Annotated in this window: 14 protein-coding genes; 6 read left to right on the forward strand and 8 right to left on the reverse strand. The window is 70.9% G+C overall.

Translation table 11 applies throughout. The features are described 5' to 3' along the window. Positions 1-185: 185 nt before the first annotated feature. From CCR97_RS07285 to CCR97_RS07295, 3 genes are all read left to right on the forward strand, one after another. Positions 186-1,193, forward strand: coding sequence for a Bug family tripartite tricarboxylate transporter substrate binding protein (locus tag CCR97_RS07285; RefSeq protein ID WP_111359205.1), 1,008 nt, complete (start codon positions 186-188; stop codon positions 1,191-1,193). 293 nt (positions 1,194-1,486) lie between these two features. Beyond that, positions 1,487-2,893 carry an acyclic terpene utilization AtuA family protein gene (locus CCR97_RS07290; protein WP_111359204.1) on the forward strand — a complete coding sequence of 469 codons (1,407 nt, stop codon included), beginning with the start codon at positions 1,487-1,489 and terminating at the stop codon, positions 2,891-2,893. Continuing rightward, entirely contained in the window at positions 2,890-3,216 is a 327-nt protein-coding gene (locus CCR97_RS07295; protein ID WP_111359203.1) for a DUF4387 domain-containing protein, read from the forward strand. Before CCR97_RS07290 ends, CCR97_RS07295 begins: the two co-directional genes overlap by 4 nt. Before the next feature lie 107 nt (positions 3,217-3,323). Here CCR97_RS07295 and hutU read toward each other — a convergent pair whose 3' ends face one another. After that, the gene (gene hutU, locus CCR97_RS07300; RefSeq protein WP_111359202.1) at positions 3,324-4,988 is read right to left on the reverse strand and encodes a urocanate hydratase; all 1,665 of its coding nucleotides are present in this window, start codon (positions 4,986-4,988) and stop codon (positions 3,324-3,326) included. 196 nt (positions 4,989-5,184) lie between these two features. Further along, positions 5,185-6,387: an imidazolonepropionase gene (hutI, locus tag CCR97_RS07305; RefSeq protein ID WP_111359201.1), complete on the reverse strand. Its 1,203-nt coding sequence runs from the start codon at positions 6,385-6,387 to the stop codon at positions 5,185-5,187. 279 nt (positions 6,388-6,666) lie between these two features. Between hutI and CCR97_RS07310 the strand changes: the two genes are divergently transcribed. The 3 genes from CCR97_RS07310 (at position 6,667) to CCR97_RS07320 (ending at position 10,450) form a co-directional block, all read left to right on the forward strand. Next, positions 6,667-8,046, forward strand: a complete 1,380-nt coding sequence (locus CCR97_RS07310) for a formimidoylglutamate deiminase (RefSeq protein WP_111360212.1) — start codon at positions 6,667-6,669, stop codon at positions 8,044-8,046. A gap of 197 nt (positions 8,047-8,243) precedes the next feature. Further along, positions 8,244-9,446, forward strand: coding sequence for a CaiB/BaiF CoA transferase family protein (locus CCR97_RS07315; RefSeq protein WP_201159416.1), 1,203 nt, complete (start codon positions 8,244-8,246; stop codon positions 9,444-9,446). 152 nt (positions 9,447-9,598) lie between these two features. Continuing rightward, positions 9,599-10,450 (forward strand): citryl-CoA lyase, encoded by an 852-nt coding sequence (locus CCR97_RS07320; RefSeq protein WP_111355896.1) that lies wholly within the window; start codon positions 9,599-9,601, stop codon positions 10,448-10,450. Positions 10,451-10,614: 164 nt separating this feature from the next. On the opposite strand, the gene CCR97_RS07325 is transcribed toward CCR97_RS07320, so the two are convergent. The 6 genes from CCR97_RS07325 to pxpB all read right to left on the reverse strand — a co-directional run bounded on the left by CCR97_RS07325 (position 10,615) and on the right by pxpB (position 17,942). Further along, positions 10,615-11,847 (reverse strand): xanthine dehydrogenase family Fe-S subunit, encoded by a 1,233-nt coding sequence (locus CCR97_RS07325; RefSeq protein WP_111355897.1) that lies wholly within the window; start codon positions 11,845-11,847, stop codon positions 10,615-10,617. After that, positions 11,844-12,671 (reverse strand): FAD binding domain-containing protein, encoded by an 828-nt coding sequence (locus tag CCR97_RS07330; RefSeq protein ID WP_111355898.1) that lies wholly within the window; start codon positions 12,669-12,671, stop codon positions 11,844-11,846. The genes CCR97_RS07325 and CCR97_RS07330 overlap by 4 nt, the downstream gene beginning before the upstream one ends. Positions 12,672-12,804: 133 nt before the next feature. After that, entirely contained in the window at positions 12,805-15,150 is a 2,346-nt protein-coding gene (locus CCR97_RS07335; RefSeq protein WP_111355900.1) for a xanthine dehydrogenase family protein molybdopterin-binding subunit, read from the reverse strand. A 68-nt stretch (positions 15,151-15,218) separates the two neighbouring features. Beyond that, positions 15,219-16,055, reverse strand: coding sequence for a GntR family transcriptional regulator (locus CCR97_RS07340; protein WP_111355902.1), 837 nt, complete (start codon positions 16,053-16,055; stop codon positions 15,219-15,221). Positions 16,056-16,083: 28 nt separating this feature from the next. Next, on the reverse strand, positions 16,084-17,175 hold the full coding sequence (locus CCR97_RS07345) for a 5-oxoprolinase subunit C family protein (protein WP_111355904.1): 1,092 nt from the start codon (positions 17,173-17,175) through the stop codon (positions 16,084-16,086). Next, entirely contained in the window at positions 17,172-17,942 is a 771-nt protein-coding gene (gene pxpB, locus CCR97_RS07350) for a 5-oxoprolinase subunit PxpB (protein ID WP_111355905.1), read from the reverse strand. Before pxpB ends, CCR97_RS07345 begins: the two co-directional genes overlap by 4 nt. Position 17,943 lies beyond the last annotated feature (1 nt).

A 17,943-nucleotide genomic window follows, 5' to 3' on the forward strand; every position in this document is an offset into this window, starting at 1 on the left:
CTGGTGACGCTCGCCCGCGAGCGGGTCGCGGACGGCACCTGGCGCGGCGTCCGGCTGGTGGGGACATAAGCGCGCCTTATGGCCCGCAGAGCGAGACGGTATTTCCCGCCTCGCGTGTCCTCTGCCTACCCTCCGAACCTCCGGCGGCGCAGATCGCCGGCCCGCAACCGAGGGAGGACTTTTCCATGACCGACCGTTTCGCGCTGCCTCGCCGGACGCTCCTCGCCGCCGCCGCGGCCCTCGCCGCCGGTCTCGCCGCGCCCGCGCCGACGCCCGCCCTCGCCCAGGACGTCTATCCGAGCCGCCCCGTCATCGTCGTCGTGCCGCAGGCGGCGGGCGGCACCAACGACATCGTCGCCCGCGTGCTCGCCGACAAGATGGGCGACGTCCTCGGCCAGGCCCGCTTCGTCGTGGAGAACCGGGTCGGCGCCGGCGGCAATATCGGCACCGCCTCGGCGGCGCGCGCGACGCCGGATGGCTACACGCTGATCGTCAACATCTCGTCGACCCAGGCCATCAACCCGGCGCTGTTCTCCAAGCTCGGCTTCGACCCGGTGAAGGACTTCGAGCCGATCACCATGCTGGCGACCGTGCCGAACGTGCTCGTCGCGCATCCCTCGCTCAAGGCCGACACGGTCGCCGAGCTGATCACGCTCGCCCGCCAGAACGCCGCGCAGCCGCTGCAATACGCCTCCGCCGGCAACGGCACGCTCAATCATCTGCTCGGCGAGATGCTCAAGAGCCGCGCCGGCATCCCGCTCACCCATGTGCCGTATCGCGGCGTCGCGCCGGCCATCAACGACATGATCGCCGGCCACGTGATGCTCGGCTTCGCCAGCATGCCCTCGGTGATGTCGCAGCTCCAGGGCAAGGCCCTGAAGGCGCTGGCGATGAGCTCGGCGCAGCGCAGCCCGGCCGCGCCCGAGATCCCGGCGATCGCCGAGACGATCCCGGGCTTCTCGGCCGACCTGTGGGTGGCGCTGTTCGCGCCGCGCGGCCTGCCGGTCGCGATCCGCGACAAGCTGCACGACGCCGCCGTGAAGGCGATGAACGATCCGGGCGTGCAGGAGAAGCTGAAGGCGCAGGGCGCCACCATCGTCACCTCGACGCCGGACGAGCTGGCGAAGCGCCTCGACACCGACCTCGCCACCTGGGCCGAGGTGGTGAAGGCCGCCGGCGCCAAGGTGGAGTGAGACGGGATTCACGATGGCACACCACGATGGATGAAACGACAGCGTCGTGCGTGGGGCTACCCCCCTCCCTGTCCCTCCCCCACAAGGGGGGAGGGAACGCTGGAGCCGCTTCCCCGTGCCGATCGGCGAACCTTATCGTCTGCTTCGATGATCAGGCCACTCGCCGCAGCCTGCTCCCTCCCCCCTTGTGGGGGAGGGTCGGGGAGGGGGGTGAGCCCCGCACGCGGAGCCCGCGATCGAGCCTCCGAAAAAATGCCTGAGCGACTCCGATCGCACGCAAGAGACAAACACCGATGACCACTCCCCCGGACGAGCTGAGAATCCTCTCGACCACGGCGATCCTCGGCTACGGCTTCCCCGAAAGCTCCTTCGCGGCCGGGCTGGCGCGGGACCCGCACGTGATCGCGGTCGACGCCGGCTCGTCCGACCCCGGGCCTTATTATCTCGGCGCCGGCGTGCCGTTCACCGACCGCGCCGCCGTGAAGCGCGACCTGCGGCTGATGCTGATCGCCGGGCGGGCGCGAAACGTCCCGGTGATCGTCGGCACGGCGGGCGGCTGCGGGGCGAGGCCGCATCTCGACTGGACGCTCGACATCGTGCGCGAGATCGCGGCCGAGGAGGGCCTGTCGTTCCGCCTCGCCGCGATCCCGGCCGACATCGATCGGGAGGCGCTGCTCGCGGCGCAGGCACGTGGCGCGCTGGTGCCGCTGCCGCCCGGCCCGGAGGCGAGCGCCGAGGACGTGCGCGCCTCGACTCATCTGGTCGCCCAGATGGGGCCCGAGCCGCTGATCGCGGCGCTCGCGCAGCGTGCCGACGTGATCGTCGCCGGCCGTGCCTACGATCCGGCCGTGTTCGCGGCGCTGCCGCTGATGCTCGGCTTCGACGCCGGCCTCGCCGTGCATCTGGGAAAAATCCTCGAATGCGCCGCCATCGCCGCCGTGCCGGGCTCCGGCGGCGACTGCATGCTGGGCACGCTGCGACGTGATCACTTCCTGGTCGAGCCGATGGAGTCGGAGCGGCGCTGCACCGTCGTCTCGGTGGCGGCCCATACGCTCTACGAGAAGAGCGACCCCTACCGCCTGCCCGGACCGGGCGGCGTGCTCGACCTCACGGCGACGACCTTCGTGCAGGAGGACGAGCGGACCGTGCGGGTCGCCGGCAGCCGCATGATCCGCGGGCCCTACACGCTGAAGATCGAGGGCGCGGCGCTCGCCGGCTTCCGCACCGTATCGATCGCCGGCGTGCGCGATCCCTCCTTCATCGCCCAGATCGACGCGATCCTCGATGCGGTGCGGACCCGGGTCGCCGAGAATTTCTCGCGCACATTGTCGGCCGACGACTATCGTTTGTTGTTCCGGTTGTATGGCCGCGATGGCGTGATGGGCGTCTGCGAGCCGCTGCGCGGCAGCGCGACCCCGCACGAGATAGGCCTCGTCATCGAGGCGGTCGCGGCGAGCCAGGAGATCGCCGACACGATCGTCAGCTTCGCCCGCGCGAGCCTGCTGCACTGGGGCTATCCGGGCCGGGTCTCGACCGCCGGCAACCTCGCCTTTCCGTACTCGCCCTCCGACATGCAGGCCGGCGAGGTGTTCCGCTTCAGCGTCTATCATCTCCTGACCGGCATCGACGACCCGTGCGCCCTCTTCCCGGTGCGCATCGAGGAGATCGGCGCGCCGGCGACCGTGGGAGCCGCGTCATGAGCACGGTGCGTCTGACCGACATCGCCGGCGTGATCCGCTCGAAGAACGCCGGTCCGTTCGAGCTGACGCTCGACATCATGTTCCGCGACGCCGCCTGGTATCAGCGCGTGCGGCAGAGCGGCGCGCTCGACGCCGCCCGCATCGCGGCGCTCTACGGCGTCGAAGAGGCCGACGTGATCTCGATCGTCGCCTTCGATCCGGCCAACGCGATCAAGATCACGCTGAAGCGCCCGCTCGCCTCCGGGGCGATCGGCGACTGCGACGTCTACGGCGCCCAGCAGCACGCGCCGCTGCTCGGCCTCGTGTTCGAGGAGCTGGAGTAGAGGGCTGCTGGTTCGCTCTGGCGCGAGGTCGCGCGGCTCGTCCCTCTCCCGCGAGGGGAGAGGGACGAAAGAGAGCCGCTCGGGATCGGCTGTGCGAGGCCGAGAGCCTACCCCAGGCTCGGCATGATCAGGCCCTTCTCGCGGGCGCAGTCCTTCGCGATCTCGTACCCGGCATCGGCGTGGCGGATGACGCCGGTCGCTGGGTCGTTCCACAGCACGCGGGCGAGGCGGCGCGCCGCGTCCGGCGTGCCGTCGGCGACGATCACCATGCCGGAATGCTGCGAGTAGCCGATGCCGACGCCGCCGCCGTGGTGCAGAGACACCCAGGTGGCGCCGCTCGCGCAGTTGACCAGCGCGTTGAGGAGCGGCCAGTCCGACACCGCGTCGGAGCCGTCCATCATCGCCTCGGTCTCGCGGTTCGGGCTCGCCACGCTGCCCGAATCCAGGTGATCACGTCCGATGACGATCGGCGCGCTGATCTCGCCCTTGGCGACCAGCTCGTTGAAGGCGAGGCCGACGCGATGGCGGTCGCCGAGCCCGAGCCAGCAGATGCGCGCCGGCAGCCCCTGGAACTTGATGCGCTTCTGCGCCATGTCGATCCAGTTGTGCAGATGCTTGTCGTTCGGCAGAAGTTCCTTGACCGCCTCGTCCGCGCGAAAAATGTCGGCCGGGTCGCCGGACAGCGCGGCCCAGCGGAACGGGCCGATGCCGCGGCAGAACATCGGCCGGATATAGGCCGGCACGAAGCCCGGGAACGCGAAGGCGTCGGCGAGGCCTTCGTCCTGCGCCATCTGGCGGATGTTGTTGCCGTAGTCGACGGTCGGCACGCCGGCGCGGTGGAAGTCGAGCATCGCCTTGACGTGGTCGACCATCGAGCGCTTGGCGGCGGCCGCGACGGCCTTCGGATCGCTGTCGCGCTTCGCCTCCCACTCGGCGAGCGTCCAGCCCTTCGGCAGGTAGCCGTTGACCGGATCATGCGCCGAGGTCTGGTCGGTGACGCCGTCGGGCCGCACGCCGCGGCGGAACAGTTCCGGAAAGATTTCGGCCGCATTGCCGAGCACGCCGACGGAGAGCGGCTTCCTCTCGGCGCATGACTTCTCGATGATCGCGAGCGCCTCGTCGAGGTTTCCCGCCTTCACGTCGAGATAGCCGGTGCGCAGCCGCATCTCGATGCGGCTCGGCTGGCATTCGACAACGAGGCACGAGGCGCCGGCCATCACGGCGGCGAGCGGTTGCGCACCGCCCATGCCGCCGAGGCCGGCGGTGAGGATCCAGCGTCCCGCGAGGCTGCCGCCATAGTGGCGGCGACCCATCTCGGCGAAGGTCTCGTAGGTGCCCTGCACGATGCCCTGCGAGCCGATATAGATCCACGAGCCGGCCGTCATCTGGCCGTACATCATCAGGCCCTTGCGATCGAGCTCGTTGAAATGCTCCCAGGTGCCCCAGTGCGGCACCAGGTTGGAGTTGGCGATCAGCACGCGCGGCGCGTCGGCGTGGGTCGGCAGCACCGCGACCGGCTTGCCCGACTGCACCAGCAGCGTCTGATCACTCTCCAGCGTCTTCAGCGCGGCGACGATGCGATCGAAGCTCTCCCAGTTGCGCGCTGCGCGGCCGATGCCGCCGTAGACGACCAGCTCGGTCGGCTTCTCGGCGACGTCGGGATCGAGATTGTTCATCAGCATCCGCAGCGGCGCCTCGGTGAGCCAGCTCTTGGCCGAGAGCGTGCTGCCGTGCGGGGCGCGAATGACGCGGGCGTTGTCGATGCGGGTCATCTGTTAGGTCCTTGCACAGGCTGGCGAGAGGAGCCGCGCGGCCGGTCACACTCTCGGGCGTCATGCCCGGCCTTGTGCCGGGCATCCACGTCTTTCAGCCGTCGCCAAGACGTGTATGGCCGGGACGAGCCCGGCCATGACGGGGGAACAGAGTGCCGCACGTCTGATCGCGGCACGCGGGTCGGCGAGGCCGCCATCACGCACCTCGGATCACGCGGGAAACCAGCGGCGCGGCGCCGATGCGGTAGACGAGCTCGGCCGGGGTGTCGACGTCGAAGATCGCGAGGTCGCAGGACTTGCCGGGCTCCAGCGTGCCGATGTCCGACCCGAGGCCGAGCGCGTGGGCGGCTTCGCGCGTCACGCCGGCGATCGCCTCGTCGACGGTGAGGCGGAACAACGTCGCACCCATGTTCATGATCAGCAGCAGCGACGTGACCGGCGACGTGCCGGGATTGCAGTCGGTGGCGAGCGCCATCCGGGTGCCGTGCTTGCGGAACGCCGCGATCGGCGGCTTGTGCGTCTCGCGCAGCACGTAGAAGGCGCCGGGCAGCAGCACCGCCACGGTGCCGGCCCGCGCCATCGCGGCCGCGCCCTCGTCGTCGGTGTATTCGAGATGATCGGCGGACAACGCCCCGTGCTCGGCGGCGAGCTTGGCGCCGTGTAGATTGGAGAGCTGGTCGGCGTGCAGCTTGACCGGCAGGCCGGCCGCCTTCGCGGCGACGAACACCCGGGCTGTCTGCTCCGGCGAGAAGGCGATGCCTTCGCAGAAGGTATCCACGGCATCGGCGAGCTTGTCGCGCGCCAGGGTCGGGATCAGGGCGCAGACTTTTTCGACATAGGCGTCCTTGTCCGGCTCGCCGGGCGGCGTCGCATGCGCACCCAGATAGGTCGTCACGACGCGCACGTTCGCTTCGGTGCCGAGGCGGCGGGCGGCGCGCAGCATGCGGGTCTCTGTTTCGTCGTCGAGCCCGTAGCCCGACTTGATCTCCACCGTGGTGACGCCTTCGGCGAGCAGGCGATCGAGCCGGCCGCGGGCGCTCGCGACCAGCGCGTCCTCGCTCGCCGCACGCGTCGCCGTCACGGTCGAGGCGATGCCGCCGCCGGCGCGCGAGATCTCCTCGTAGGTCGCGCCGGCGAGCCGCATCTCGAACTCTTTCGCGCGCGAGCCGCCGTAGACCAGGTGGGTGTGGCAGTCGATCAGGCCGGGCGTGACCAGGCGGCCGTCGAGCCGGATCGTCTCGGCCGCGTCGGCGCCGGCCGGCAGATCCGCCTCGGGGCCGACATAGGCGATGCGCCCGTCCTTCGCCGCGATCGCGCCGCGCGCGATCAGCCCCAGCCCGGGCCTTATTGGATCGAGCGTCGCGATCAGCGCGTCGCGCCACAGCCGGTCGAATCGCATCACAGCCTCGTCGAGGTCGCGCAGGCATGTCGCGCCCGCGTTCCGTCCCATACAGAATCGCCGCGCCCTCGGCTATGGTCCGGCGCGCGGCCCGCCTTTTACGGCTGCTTCCGGTCCAGCGCACGGCGCCTGCTCTCCCTCTCCCCGCACGCGGGGAGAGGGTCGGGGTGAGGGGGGCCCTCGTGGATACGGAAACGCCCCCTCACCCGGATTCCGCGCGTGCCGCGCGGAATCCGACCTCTCCCCGCACGCGGGGAGAGGTGCGACGGAGAGTAGACGATGGACCAAACCTTTCTGCTCGCGCAGGCGCTGCTGCCGGACGGGTTCGCGCAGAACGTGCGCGTGACGGTGCGGGACGGCCGGTTCGTCGCGGTCGAGCCGAACGCGACGCCAAACGGCGCGACGACGGGCGAGGCGCAGCGCATCGCCGGCCTCGCGCTGCCGGGCGTGCCGAACCTGCACTGCCACGCCTTCCAGCGCGGCATGGCCGGCCTCGCCGAGCGGCGCGGCCCCGCTTCCGACAGCTTCTGGACTTGGCGCGAGGTGATGTACCGCTTCCTCGCCCATCTGACGCCAGACGACGCCGAGGCGATCGCCGCCTTCGCCTACATGCAGATGCTGGAGCGCGGCTTCACGGCGGTCGCCGAGTTTCATTATCTGCATCACGACATCGACGGGCAGCCCTATGCGGATCTCGGCGAGATGGCCGGCCGCATCGCCGCCGCCGCGGCCGCGACCGGCATCGGCCTCACATTGCTGCCCTCGCTCTATGGTTACGGCGGGCTCGGCGGACAGCCGCCGGTCGCGGGGCAGAGGCGCTTCCTGAACGATCCCGACCGCTTTGCGCGTCTGGTCGCGCGCTGCCGTGATCTGGTCCGCGCCGTGCCGGACGCCCGCGTCGGCATCGCGCCGCATTCGCTGCGCGCCGTGACGCCCGAGACGTTGCGTGCCGCCCTGCAGATCGCGCCCGACGGGCCGATCCACATCCACGCCGCCGAGCAGGTGAAGGAGGTCGAGGACTGCGTCGCCTGGTCGGGCCGCCGCCCGGTCGAATGGCTTCTCGACGAGATGCCGATCGATCGCCGCTGGGTGCTGATCCACACCACCCATATGACGCCGGACGAGACCGTGCGGCTCGCCCGCTCCGGCGCGGTCGCGGGCCTGTGCCCGCTGACCGAGGCGTCGCTCGGCGACGGCATCTTCGACGGCGCGCGTTATCTCGCGAGCGGCGGCCGCTTCGGCGTCGGCACCGATTCCAACATCGACATCGATCCGGCCGGCGAGCTGCGCCAGCTCGAATACTCGCAGCGCCTCGCGCACCGGGCCCGCAACGTGATGGCGACCGCCGAGGGCGAGTCGACCGGCCGCCGCCTTCTCGGCGAGGTGCTCGCCGGCGGCGCGCAGGCGCTGGCGCAACCGATGGGCGCGATCGCGCCCGGCCGCCGCGCCGATCTGGTCGTGCTCGACACCACGCATCCCGATCTCGCCTGCGTGAGCGGCGACCGGGTGCTCGACACCTTCCTGTTCGTCGCCGGCCGCGAGGCGGTGGCGACCGTGATGGCCGGCGGCGCGATCGTGGTCGAAGCCGGCCGTCACCGTGCGCGCGAGGCGATCACGGCCCGCTACGGCGCGACCCTGAAACGGATCCTCGCGGCGTAGATCGGGCGCGGCGCCGTCGCGTTCCGCATTCGTCCACATGCCGGACCCGACGAGCCGTCACTCGTGCCGCACAGCGAAATCGTGTACACAGAGCCGCCAATTGTCCTGACCGGCGGCTCGCGCCGGTCGATCGGCCGGACGCACGGCTCGCTCGTCACGAACCTGCCGGCGCCGGGCACTGTCCCATGGGGCACACCGTGAGCCCACTCCTCGACAAGATCCGCGTTCTCGACCTCACCAACGTGCTGGCGGGACCGTTCTGCTGCTACCAGATGGCGCTGCTCGGCGCCGACGTGATCAAGGTGGAGGTCCCCGGCTCGGGCGACCTCGCACGCCAGCTCGGCGCCGATCCGGACCTCAACAAGGCCCTGATGGGCGTCTCGTTCCTGGCCCAGAACGCCGGCAAGCGCTCGCTCACCGTCAACTTGAAAGACAAGGTCGGCAAGGCGGTGTTCCGTCGTCTCGTCGAGAGCGCCGACGTGCTGGTGGAGAACTTCCGCCCCGGCGTGATGGACCGCCTCGGGCTCGGCTGGTCCGCCCTCAAGGAGATCAAGCCGAGCCTCGTCTATTGCGCCATCTCGGGCTTCGGTCAGACCGGGCCGCTGCACGGCAACCCGGCCTACGACCAGATCGTGCAGGGTCTCGCCGGCGTGATGAGCGTGACGGGCGACGAGAACTCCGCCCCGCTGCGGGTCGGCTATCCGGTCGCCGACACGATCGGTGGGATCACGGCGGCGTTCGCCATCGCGGCCGCCCTGGTGCGCCGCGGCCGCACCGGCGAGGGCGAGTTCATCGACGTGTCGATGCTCGAGTCGACGCTGGTCACCATGGGCTGGCAGGTGTCGAACTATCTGGTCGCGCATGTGCAGCCGCGGCCGATCGGCAACGAGAACATGACGGCGAGCCCGTCCGGCACCTTCGCGACCGGCTCCGGCCCGCTCAACATCGCGGCCAACAAGCAGGAGCAGTATGTCGCGCTGTGCGGCGTGATCGGCCGCCCGGAGCTCGCCACCGACCCGCGCTACGTCGATCGCGAGGACCGCAAGAAGCGCCGCGCCGAGCTGAAGGCCGAGATCGAGAAGGCGCTCGCGCGAAAAACCGCCAAGGAGTGGTCGGTGCTGCTCAACGCCAAGGGCATCCCGGCCGGCGAGGTGCTGACTATCCCGCAGGTGCTGGAGCATCCGCACATCAAGGAGCGCGGCCTCGTCACGCGCTTTCCCGGGGCTCCCGGCGTCGAGCGCGAGGTGCCGGTGGTGCGCTCCGGCTTCAAGCTCGCGAGCGGCGATCCCGAGCCGCGCTCGCCGCCGCCGGCGCTCGGTGCCGACACCGACGCGCTGCTGGCCGAGCTCGGCTACGGACCGGAGGAGATTCGCGCGCTGCGTGACGGCGGCGCGGTCTGACGTGTTTTCCGTCACCCTGAGGTGGCCGCGCAAGGCGCGGCCCTCGAAGGGCGACGGCCCCCGACTCTGCGGCCGTCGCCCTTCGAGGCTCGACCTCCGGTCGAGCACCTCAGGGTGACGGACACAGGCCGACAGAACGAACCGAGGATCCAATGAGCGAGCGCCAAAAACTGTCGCCGTCCGACTGGTGGGCGACGTCGATCATCGAGATGAAGCCCGGCATGATCCGCTATCGCGGCTACGCGATCGAGGATCTGATCGGTCGGGTCGGCTTCGCCGAGATGGTCTATCTGCTCACCCGCGGCGAGTTGCCGTCGAAGCCGGCCGCCAAGCTGCTCGAGGCCGCCATGGTGGCGGCCGTCGATCACGGCCCGCAGGCGCCGTCGATCGCCATCGCCCGCATGGCGATGACCTGCGGGGTCGGCATCAACAACGCGATGGCGTCGGCCACCAACGTGCTGGGCGACGTGCACGGCGGCGCCGGCGAGCAGTGTGTCGAGCTGTTCAACGCGGTCGCGGCCCGGCTGCCCGAGGGGGCGCGCGATGCCGCGACCGTCGATGCGGAAATGATCACCAAGGCCGTCACCGAGGAGATCGAGGCGCTCGCCGCCCGTGGCATCAAACACGTGCCGGGCTTCGGCCACCGCTTCCATCACCTCGATCCGCGCGCTCCTCGCATCCTCGCGCTGGTCGACGCGGCCGCCGCGGAGGGCGCGGTGAGCGGCCTGTTCGCCGCCATCGGCAGGACGGTCGAGGACGTGATCGCGGCGCGGCGCGGCGGCAAGCGCGTGCCGATGAACATCGATGGTGCCACCGGCGTCGTCTTCGCCGAGCTGGGCTTCCCGCCGCCTTTGTGCCGTGGCCTGTTCGTGCTGTCGCGCTCGGTCGGCTGCCTCGCCCATGCCTGGGAGGAGAGCCAGTCGGACTACCGCAACAAGGGCCCGATCCCGCGTGATCAGATCTGGACCTACACGGGCCCGGGTCCGCGAAAAGTGCCGGAGTGAGTCGGCGGCGGCCCGGTTCGCGGCCTCTCTGCCCTCACCCTGAGGAGCGAACCGAAGGTTCGCGTCTCGAAGGGCGAGGAGGACAACCGCGGGCCGCATGGCGGCCTCATGGTTCGAGACGCGCGCCTGCGGCGCGCTCCTCACCATGAGGAGCAGCGACGTGATCAGCTGCCGCGCCCGAAGAGCCGCAGCACCATCTGTCTGATCCGCCCGAAAAGCACGCCGAGCATCAACGACACGCCGCCGAGCTCGGCCGGCGCGAGTGCGGCGTCGGGGGCCCGCAGGCGCGCGTCGACGTTGCTCGCGAATGCCGCCCCGATGCGGCCGACGAGATCGCGGACCAGATCCGAGCGGCCGAACTGGGCGAGCGGCCCCTGCAGCGTGAAGGCGATGACGCAATCGACGCCCGTCGCCGGAGCACCGGTGGCTGCCGTCGCTTCCGACAGCGTGTACTCCACGCGGCCCGATGCGCGCGATCCGCTCTTGCGGTCGCTGCCGCGGCCCTCGATCACCATGCGGTGCGCGCCGTCGTCGCGCGCCATCGTGCCGTCGCCGGAAAAGCCTGCGCTGATCGGCCCGAGCTTCACCTCCATGCGGCCGGCGAGTCGGCCGTCCGCGCCCGGCGGATCGAGCGCGAGGCCCGGCATGCAGGCCGCGACCCGCGCCGGATCGCGCATCAGATCCCACACGGCGTCGCGCGGATGCTCCAGCACGAAACTCTGGGTGAAGCGCGTCTCGCCATCCTCCACCGTGACGGGCCCGACCTCGACCTTTATCCGTCGCACGGGTGCGCTGGGCGTGTGTTTGGCGGCGACCACGGGCGACGGGTTGCGAGGCGCCGCAGTTGCGGCCGCGGTCGGAACGGAGATCGGTGCCGACGTTCCCGGTCCCGGCGCCGGGCCGGCCCAACGCTCTGTCGGCAACGCCGGCACGGCGGGAGCTTCGGCCGCCACGGTCTCGATCGCCTCGACGATGCCGGCATAGCCGGTGCAGCGGCACAGATTGCCGCTCATCTCGGTGCGGATGTCGAGGTCCGGCTCGATGCTCTTGCGGCGAATCAGATCACGTGCGGCGACGAGCTGACCCGGCGTGCAGTAGCCGCATTGCAGCGCGTGCGACGTGGAGAAGGCGTCGCGCAAGCGCGCCATCAGCGGATCGTCGTCGAATCCCTCGATGGTGCGCACGCGCGCGCCGTCGCAGGCGACCGCGAAGGTGATGCAGGAGCGCGCGATCTCGCCGTCGATCTCGACCGTGCAGGCGCCGCAGACGCCGTGCTCGCAGCCGATATGCGTGCCGGTGAGAAGGAGCTGCTCGCGCAGGAAATCGGCGAGATGCGTGCGCGGCGTCACCTCGGCCGTGACGGTGCGGCCGTTGACCGCGAGCGTGATCGTCGTCATCGGCGCACCTCCGCGACCGCGCGGCCCACCGCGGCGACCGCGAGCCGCATCTTGAAGTCATCGCCGGCGAGGCCGGCCTCGGTCAGCATGTCGCGCACCGCAGCGGCATCGGCGAAACGGTCTAGCAGGCGGGCGCCGGCGCCGCGGCTCGCCTCGATCACGATCGGCCGGCCAGCTGTGGCGCCGGCGACGATGCGGCAGACGCCGCGCTCGGGATCGTGCACGGCGACCCCCATGGCCTCGGCGAACTCGCCGGTCTTGCGGCATATCTTCTCGAAGCCGAAGCGCGCCGCCGCCGAGAAGCGGGGGATGCGCACGCCGTCGACGATCTCGCCGTCCTCCAGGGCGCTGCTCAGCGCCCCGCGGACGAAGTCCTCCGCCGCCACGCGCCGCTGGACGCCATCGGGCTTCGTGATCAGGATCTCGGCGCCGAGCGCCGTCAGGGTCGAGACCCAGTCGGCGGCCGGGTCGGCATGCGCGAGGCTGCCGCCGATGGTGCCGCGCGAGCGCACCGCCCGGTAGGCGATGCCGCGCGCGACGTGCGCCATGAACCCGCCGGTCGGATCGGCGACGCGCCGATCCTCGATCGCCGCGTGGGTGACGACGGCGCCGAACGTCACGGCGTCGGCGCTCTCTTCGACGCGCCCCAGCTCCGGAATGCGGGTGATGTCGATCAGACGCGTCGGCCGTGCGAGTCTCAGGTTCAGCATCGGGCCAAGCGACTGGCCGCCGGCCATGATCTTGGCGTCCGGATCAGCCGCGAGCAGCGCGCAGGCCTCGGCGACGCTCGCTGGGCGGACGTAATCGAATGCGGCGGCCTTCATATGACGCTCGCCTTTCCGGTCATTCCGGGGCGCGCTGAAAGCGCGAACCCGAAATCCAGCAACGGCTTCGGTGCAAGTGACTGGATTCCGGATCCGGCGCTCTCGCGCCGGTCCGGAATGACCGAAGAAACTCTCATTCCGCAGCCTCGCGACGTTGCGCCGTCGTGATCGCCTCGACGATGCGGCGCGGCGTGATCGGCGACATCAGCAGCTCCGCGCCGAGGTCCTTCAGCGCGTCGTTGACGGCGTTGGTGAGCGCCGCCGGCGGCGCGATGGCGCCGCCCTCGCCGATGCCCTTCTGGCCGAAGCGCGTGTAGGGCGACGGCGTCTCCATGTGCAGGATTTTCAGGTTCGGCATCTCGGTCGGGCCGGGCAGCAGATAATCGGAGAGCGTCGAGGCGAGCGGCTGGCCGCGCTCGTCGTACGCCATCTCCTCGTAGAAGGCGGTGCCGATGCCCTGCGCGGTGCCGCCGATGATCTGGCCGTCGACGATCATCGGGTTCACCAGCACCCCGCCGTCCTCGACGATCACGTAGTCGAGGATCTCGGTCTCGCCCGTGTCGGTGTCGACCGCGACGACGGCGGCATGCGCCGCGTAGCTGAACGTGCCGGTGTCGCGCGCCGCCTTGTAGCCCGCCGTCACCTCGAGCCCGCCGGGATCGACGTCGAGCGGCAGATCCTGCGGTCGGCGATACCAGGTGCGGGCGATCTCGGCGACACTCATGCGGCCGCCGGGACCGATCACCTCGCCGCCCTCGAGACGAACCGTCGCGACATCCGCCTGCAGCAGTGCCGCGCCGATCTTCTTCACTCGCTCGGCGAGCGCGTCGCAAGCGCTCGCGACCGCGCCGCCCGACATGATCATGCAGCGCGAGCCCCAGGTGCCGGTGGAGTAGGGCGTCATCGCGGTGTCGCCGTGGATCAATCTGATCAGCTCGTGTGGCACGCCGAGAATCGAATGCGCGACCTGCGAGAGCGTCGTCTCAAGACCCTGGCCGTGACTGTGCGCGCCGATGCGCAGCTCGAGCCCGCCGTCCGGCGTGAAGCGCGCCTGGCACTGCTCGTGGCCCGGCACGAACGGGATTCCCCAAGCCGAGTAGACGCTGGTGCCGTGGCCGGCCTGCTCGGCATACATGGAGAAGCCGATGCCGATGCGCCGGCCGTCCGGCTCGCCGCGTGCCTGACGCGCCCGCACGGCGGCCAAGTCGATGGCTTCGATGGCGCGGCGCAACGCCTCCGGATAGTCGCCCGAATCGAAGTGCCGCTTCGCCACGTTGTCGAACGGCATTTGCTCGGGCCGCACCAGGCTCTTCATGCGCAGCGCGGTCGGCTCGATGCCGATGTCCCGCGCGAGCGCGTCGAGCGTCACTTCCAGGGCGAAGCAGGCGCCGGTGCGGGCGACGCCCCGATAGGGCAGGATCGGTGGCTTGTTGGTGGCGACCGAGTGCACGCGGCAGCGATAGTGCGAGAAGTCGTAGAGGCCCGGGAGAATGCTGCCGATCTGGCCGCCCTCCAGGCAGGCCGAGAACGGATAGGCCGAGTAGGCGCCGCAATCGACGCTCGCCTCGCAGTCGAGCCCGAGCAGACGGCCGTCGGCGTCCGCATAGGCCGTGAGTCGATAGTGATGCTCGCGGCAATCGGCACCGGCGACCAGATTCTCACGACGATCCTCGAGCCAGCGCAGCGGGTGGCCGAAGCGCCGCGTCGCGACGGCGAGCGCCACCTCCTCGGGCAGCAGGATGCCCTTGTAGCCGAAGCCGCCGCCGACATCCGGCGCGATCACCCGGATCGCGCCCTCGTCGATGCCGAGGCACTCGGCGAGGCCGGAGCGCACGATGTGCGGTTGCTGGGTCGACGACCAGATCACGAGCTGGTCGACGCGGCTGTCCCATTCGGCGATTACGCCGCGGCCTTCCAGCGGGCTCATCACCTGGCGCGCGGTGCGCAGCTCGCGGGTGACGCTGTAGGCGGCCTTCGCCGTCAGCTCGGCCGCGTTCACGTCGGTGAGCGAGACGAGGAAGAGATTGTCGCCCCAGTGATCGTGCAGGAGCGGCGCGTCCGCGGCGCGCCCCTTCAGCATGTCGACGACGGCGGGCAGCTCCTCGAAATCGACCTCGATCTCGGCGACGATATCCTCGGCCTCGGCGCGGGTGGGGGCGACGGCGAGCGCGATCAGCTCGCCGACGTGACGGACCCGGTCGCCTGCCAGCACGGGCTGGGTCGACGACTTGAAGCCGGGCAGGGTGGTGTCGGCTCTGATCTCGCGAACGCCGTCGAGATCGGCGGCGAGAAGGACGTTGGGCCGGAGGTGATCCGGCACCCGCACGGCGAGAATCCGCGCATGCGCCAGCGGGCTGCGCAGGAACGCCACCTCCTGCTGGCCGGCCAGCCGGATGTCGCCGACATAGCGGCCGCGGCCGCGCATGTAGCGGTCGTCCTCCTTGCGCGGCAGCCGCGCTCCGATGCCTGCGTCAGTCATCTCGCTGGTCCGCTGCTGATCACGTCGCGCCCTCGCTCCCGGCGGCTCTATATGTATGACAAGTGATGCTACCGACGCCGTGCCGGTCCGGCAAGGCGCGGCCCCGTCGCTCCGCGGCTCGGCTTCGGGGCGACCTTGCCGCGCAGCTCGATGTCCAGGCTGACACAGTCGCCCCGATAGGAGATCTCGCCGACATAGATCGCGACACCGTCGGCGTCGGTGACCACGCATCGCGCCTCGGCGGTCGGCGCCGACAGGCCGATGCCGAGCAGCTTCGCCGTCTCGATGTCGGCCGTGCCGATGGTCAGCGTCTGATGCGCGCGCGCGATCTCGATGTCCTTCATCTCGGCGAGGACGACCAGCGCGGCGCGCGACGTGAACTGCTTCGGCGCCCGCCGGAAGATGTCGCGCGCGAGATGCACGCGCGCGTAGCCGAACGGCTCGTCGCCGCGCTTCTGCAGGCTGCGCAGGAACCGATAGGCGGCGGCCGGCCGGCCCTCGCCCGGCTCGATGCGCGGCGTCCCGGCGAGACCGGCCGGGAGCGGATACGGCACGTTCTCGCGGATGCCGGCGATCAGGCTCTCCCAGTCGGTCGCGAGCGCCAGCCAGCGGCGGTGATCGACCGTGTTGGTGACGAAGGTGCCGCGGCCCTGCTGCGATTCCAAGAGGCCCTCGGACTGGAGCAGCTCGATCGCCTGGCGCACCGTGACGCGGGCGACGTCGAACTCGCGCTCGAGCTCCTCCAGCGTCGCGATCTTCTCGCCGACCGACCAGACGCCGTCGCGCAAGCGTCGGCGCAGCACGGAGGCGACCTGCAGGTAGCGCGGCACGCGGCTGTCGGCATCGCTCGTCGCGCTGTTGCGCCTCGGGCGACCGGTCGTGGTGCGAGGGCGGGACAGCCTCATCGTGTCCTCCGGCTCGAACGCGCGCGTCTCATGGCGCGTGCTCCGCGAACATGTCGATCATGCCGCCGACCAGATTCTCGGCGAGGAGCCGCGCTTCGACGTCGACTCCGCCGCCGGCCGGCACCAGCCGGTCGCGCATCGCGGCGATCTCGGCAACGAGCGTGCGGCGGGCCGCGACGGCGGCGTCGAGATCGACGCGCTCGAACCGGATCGTCGCGCCGGGCGCCAGCCGTCCGAGCGCCGGCAGGTCGGCCGAGATCACGGTGGCGATCTTCGGATAGCCGCCGGTGGTCTGGCGGTCGGCGAGCAGCACGATCGGCAGGCCGTTGCCCGGCACCTGGATGGCGCCGGGGGCGATGCCGTCCGAGACGATGTTGAAGCCGTCGTGATGCGCGATGGTCGGCCCGTCGAGCCGCATTCCCATGCGATCGGTCGCCGCCGTCACTTTATATGTCTGGTTCAGGAACGTCGTGATGCCTTCGTCGGTGAAGTGATCGTCCTGGGGACCGAGCACGACGCGCACCCGCTCCGCCGCCGCGAACGACGTGTCGGGAAGATGCAGCTCGTCGCGCTCCGGCGCCGCCGCAGCGGCGAGCGGAAGGCGGTCCCCGGCCGCCAGCGCGAGTCCCGCGAAGCCACCGAGCGCGCCGCGCAAGAGCGTCGAACGGCTGCCGAGGAAGAGGGGCGCATCGAAGCCGCCGGCGACGGCGAGATAGCCGACCACGCTGCCCGACAGCCCGCCGATGCGCAGCCGCTCGCCGCGCACGAGACGCGTGCTGGTCAGCGGCGGCACCTTTCGCGCGATGTCGCCGTTCTCGTCCAGCACCTCGACGGTCGCGTGGCCGCCCGCGAAGGCGACACGCACGCTCTCGGCCTCCACTGTCAGGGTCGGTCCGAGATAGGCGATCTCGAGCGCAGCGGTCTCGGGCGGATTGCCGGCCAGGAGATTCGCGGCGGCGAGTGCGACGCGGTCCATGGCGCCGGACACCGGAATGCCGAAGCGCTGATGGCCGACCCGACCGGCGTCCTGCAGGGTCGTCGCCGGGCCGGGCGCGACGACGCGCAGGGCCGGGCTGTCGCCCGTGGTCGCGGGACGGGCTGGATCCGGGCCCGCGCTCATGTTGCGGACTCCGGAACGAGATCGATCCTCGGGGCCGGCTCGGGTGACAGGACCAGCGCGCCGTCGGCGGCCTGCGCGGCCAGCCTCTCGTACTCCGCGAGGCCGATCGGCTCGAACCGCACCTTGTCACCGGCCGCGAGCAGGGCGGGTGGATCGCGACGCAGATCCCACATCAGCGCCGGGGTGCGGCCGATCAGGTTCCAGCCGCCCGGGCTCTCGATTCCGTAGACGGCCGTCATCGCCGTGGCGATGGCGATCGAGCCGGCCGGCACTTTTACGCGCGGATCTGTGCGTCGCGGCAGGCGCAACGCGGGTGGCGTATCGCCCATGTAAGGGAAGCCTGGGAGATAGCCGAGCATGTAAACGTGATAGGTCTCGGCGCTGTGCAGGGCGGCGATCTCGGCCGCCGTCAGCCCGGTCGCGGCGGCGACGTCGGCGAGGTCGGGGGAGACGGCGGGATCGTAGCAGGCCGGCAGCCGCCACAGCCGGCCGGGGCGCTCGATCGCATCGAGCCCGGCCGCCATCGCGGCGAGCCGTGCCGACAGATCGGCGGGCGCGATCAGCAGCGGATCGTAGTGCACCATCAGCGACCGGAAGGTCGGCACCAACTCGACCACGCCGGCGATCGGCGCGTCTTCCAGGCGCCGCGTCAGCGCCAGCACCAGCGCGCTCACGCGCCGGTCGACCTCGCGGCCGAACTCCACCACCAGGGCGGTGTCGCCGCTCGCCAGGATGCGGGGCTCCGGATGCTGCGTCGCGTTCGACATC

The organism is Rhodoplanes elegans, assembly GCF_016653355.1.
Taxonomy (GTDB): domain Bacteria; phylum Pseudomonadota; class Alphaproteobacteria; order Rhizobiales; family Xanthobacteraceae; genus Rhodoplanes; species Rhodoplanes elegans.

What these genes read in the sequence shown, in the direction of transcription:
- CCR97_RS07285 (WP_111359205.1), top strand. Translation starts at nt 186, where the DNA reads ATGACCGACCGTTTCGCGCTGCCTCGCCGGACGCTCCTCGCCGCCGCC.
- CCR97_RS07290 (WP_111359204.1), top strand. Translation starts at nt 1,487, where the DNA reads ATGACCACTCCCCCGGACGAGCTGAGAATCCTCTCGACCACGGCGATC.
- CCR97_RS07295 (WP_111359203.1), top strand. Translation starts at nt 2,890, where the DNA reads ATGAGCACGGTGCGTCTGACCGACATCGCCGGCGTGATCCGCTCGAAG.
- hutU (WP_111359202.1), bottom strand. Translation starts at nt 4,988, where the DNA reads ATGACCCGCATCGACAACGCCCGCGTCATTCGCGCCCCGCACGGCAGC.
- hutI (WP_111359201.1), bottom strand. Translation starts at nt 6,387, where the DNA reads ATGCGATTCGACCGGCTGTGGCGCGACGCGCTGATCGCGACGCTCGAT.
- CCR97_RS07310 (WP_111360212.1), top strand. Translation starts at nt 6,667, where the DNA reads ATGGACCAAACCTTTCTGCTCGCGCAGGCGCTGCTGCCGGACGGGTTC.
- CCR97_RS07320 (WP_111355896.1), top strand. Translation starts at nt 9,599, where the DNA reads ATGAGCGAGCGCCAAAAACTGTCGCCGTCCGACTGGTGGGCGACGTCG.
- CCR97_RS07325 (WP_111355897.1), bottom strand. Translation starts at nt 11,847, where the DNA reads ATGACGACGATCACGCTCGCGGTCAACGGCCGCACCGTCACGGCCGAG.
- CCR97_RS07330 (WP_111355898.1), bottom strand. Translation starts at nt 12,671, where the DNA reads ATGAAGGCCGCCGCATTCGATTACGTCCGCCCAGCGAGCGTCGCCGAG.
- CCR97_RS07335 (WP_111355900.1), bottom strand. Translation starts at nt 15,150, where the DNA reads ATGACTGACGCAGGCATCGGAGCGCGGCTGCCGCGCAAGGAGGACGAC.
- CCR97_RS07340 (WP_111355902.1), bottom strand. Translation starts at nt 16,055, where the DNA reads ATGAGGCTGTCCCGCCCTCGCACCACGACCGGTCGCCCGAGGCGCAAC.
- CCR97_RS07345 (WP_111355904.1), bottom strand. Translation starts at nt 17,175, where the DNA reads ATGAGCGCGGGCCCGGATCCAGCCCGTCCCGCGACCACGGGCGACAGC.
- pxpB (WP_111355905.1), bottom strand. Translation starts at nt 17,942, where the DNA reads ATGTCGAACGCGACGCAGCATCCGGAGCCCCGCATCCTGGCGAGCGGC.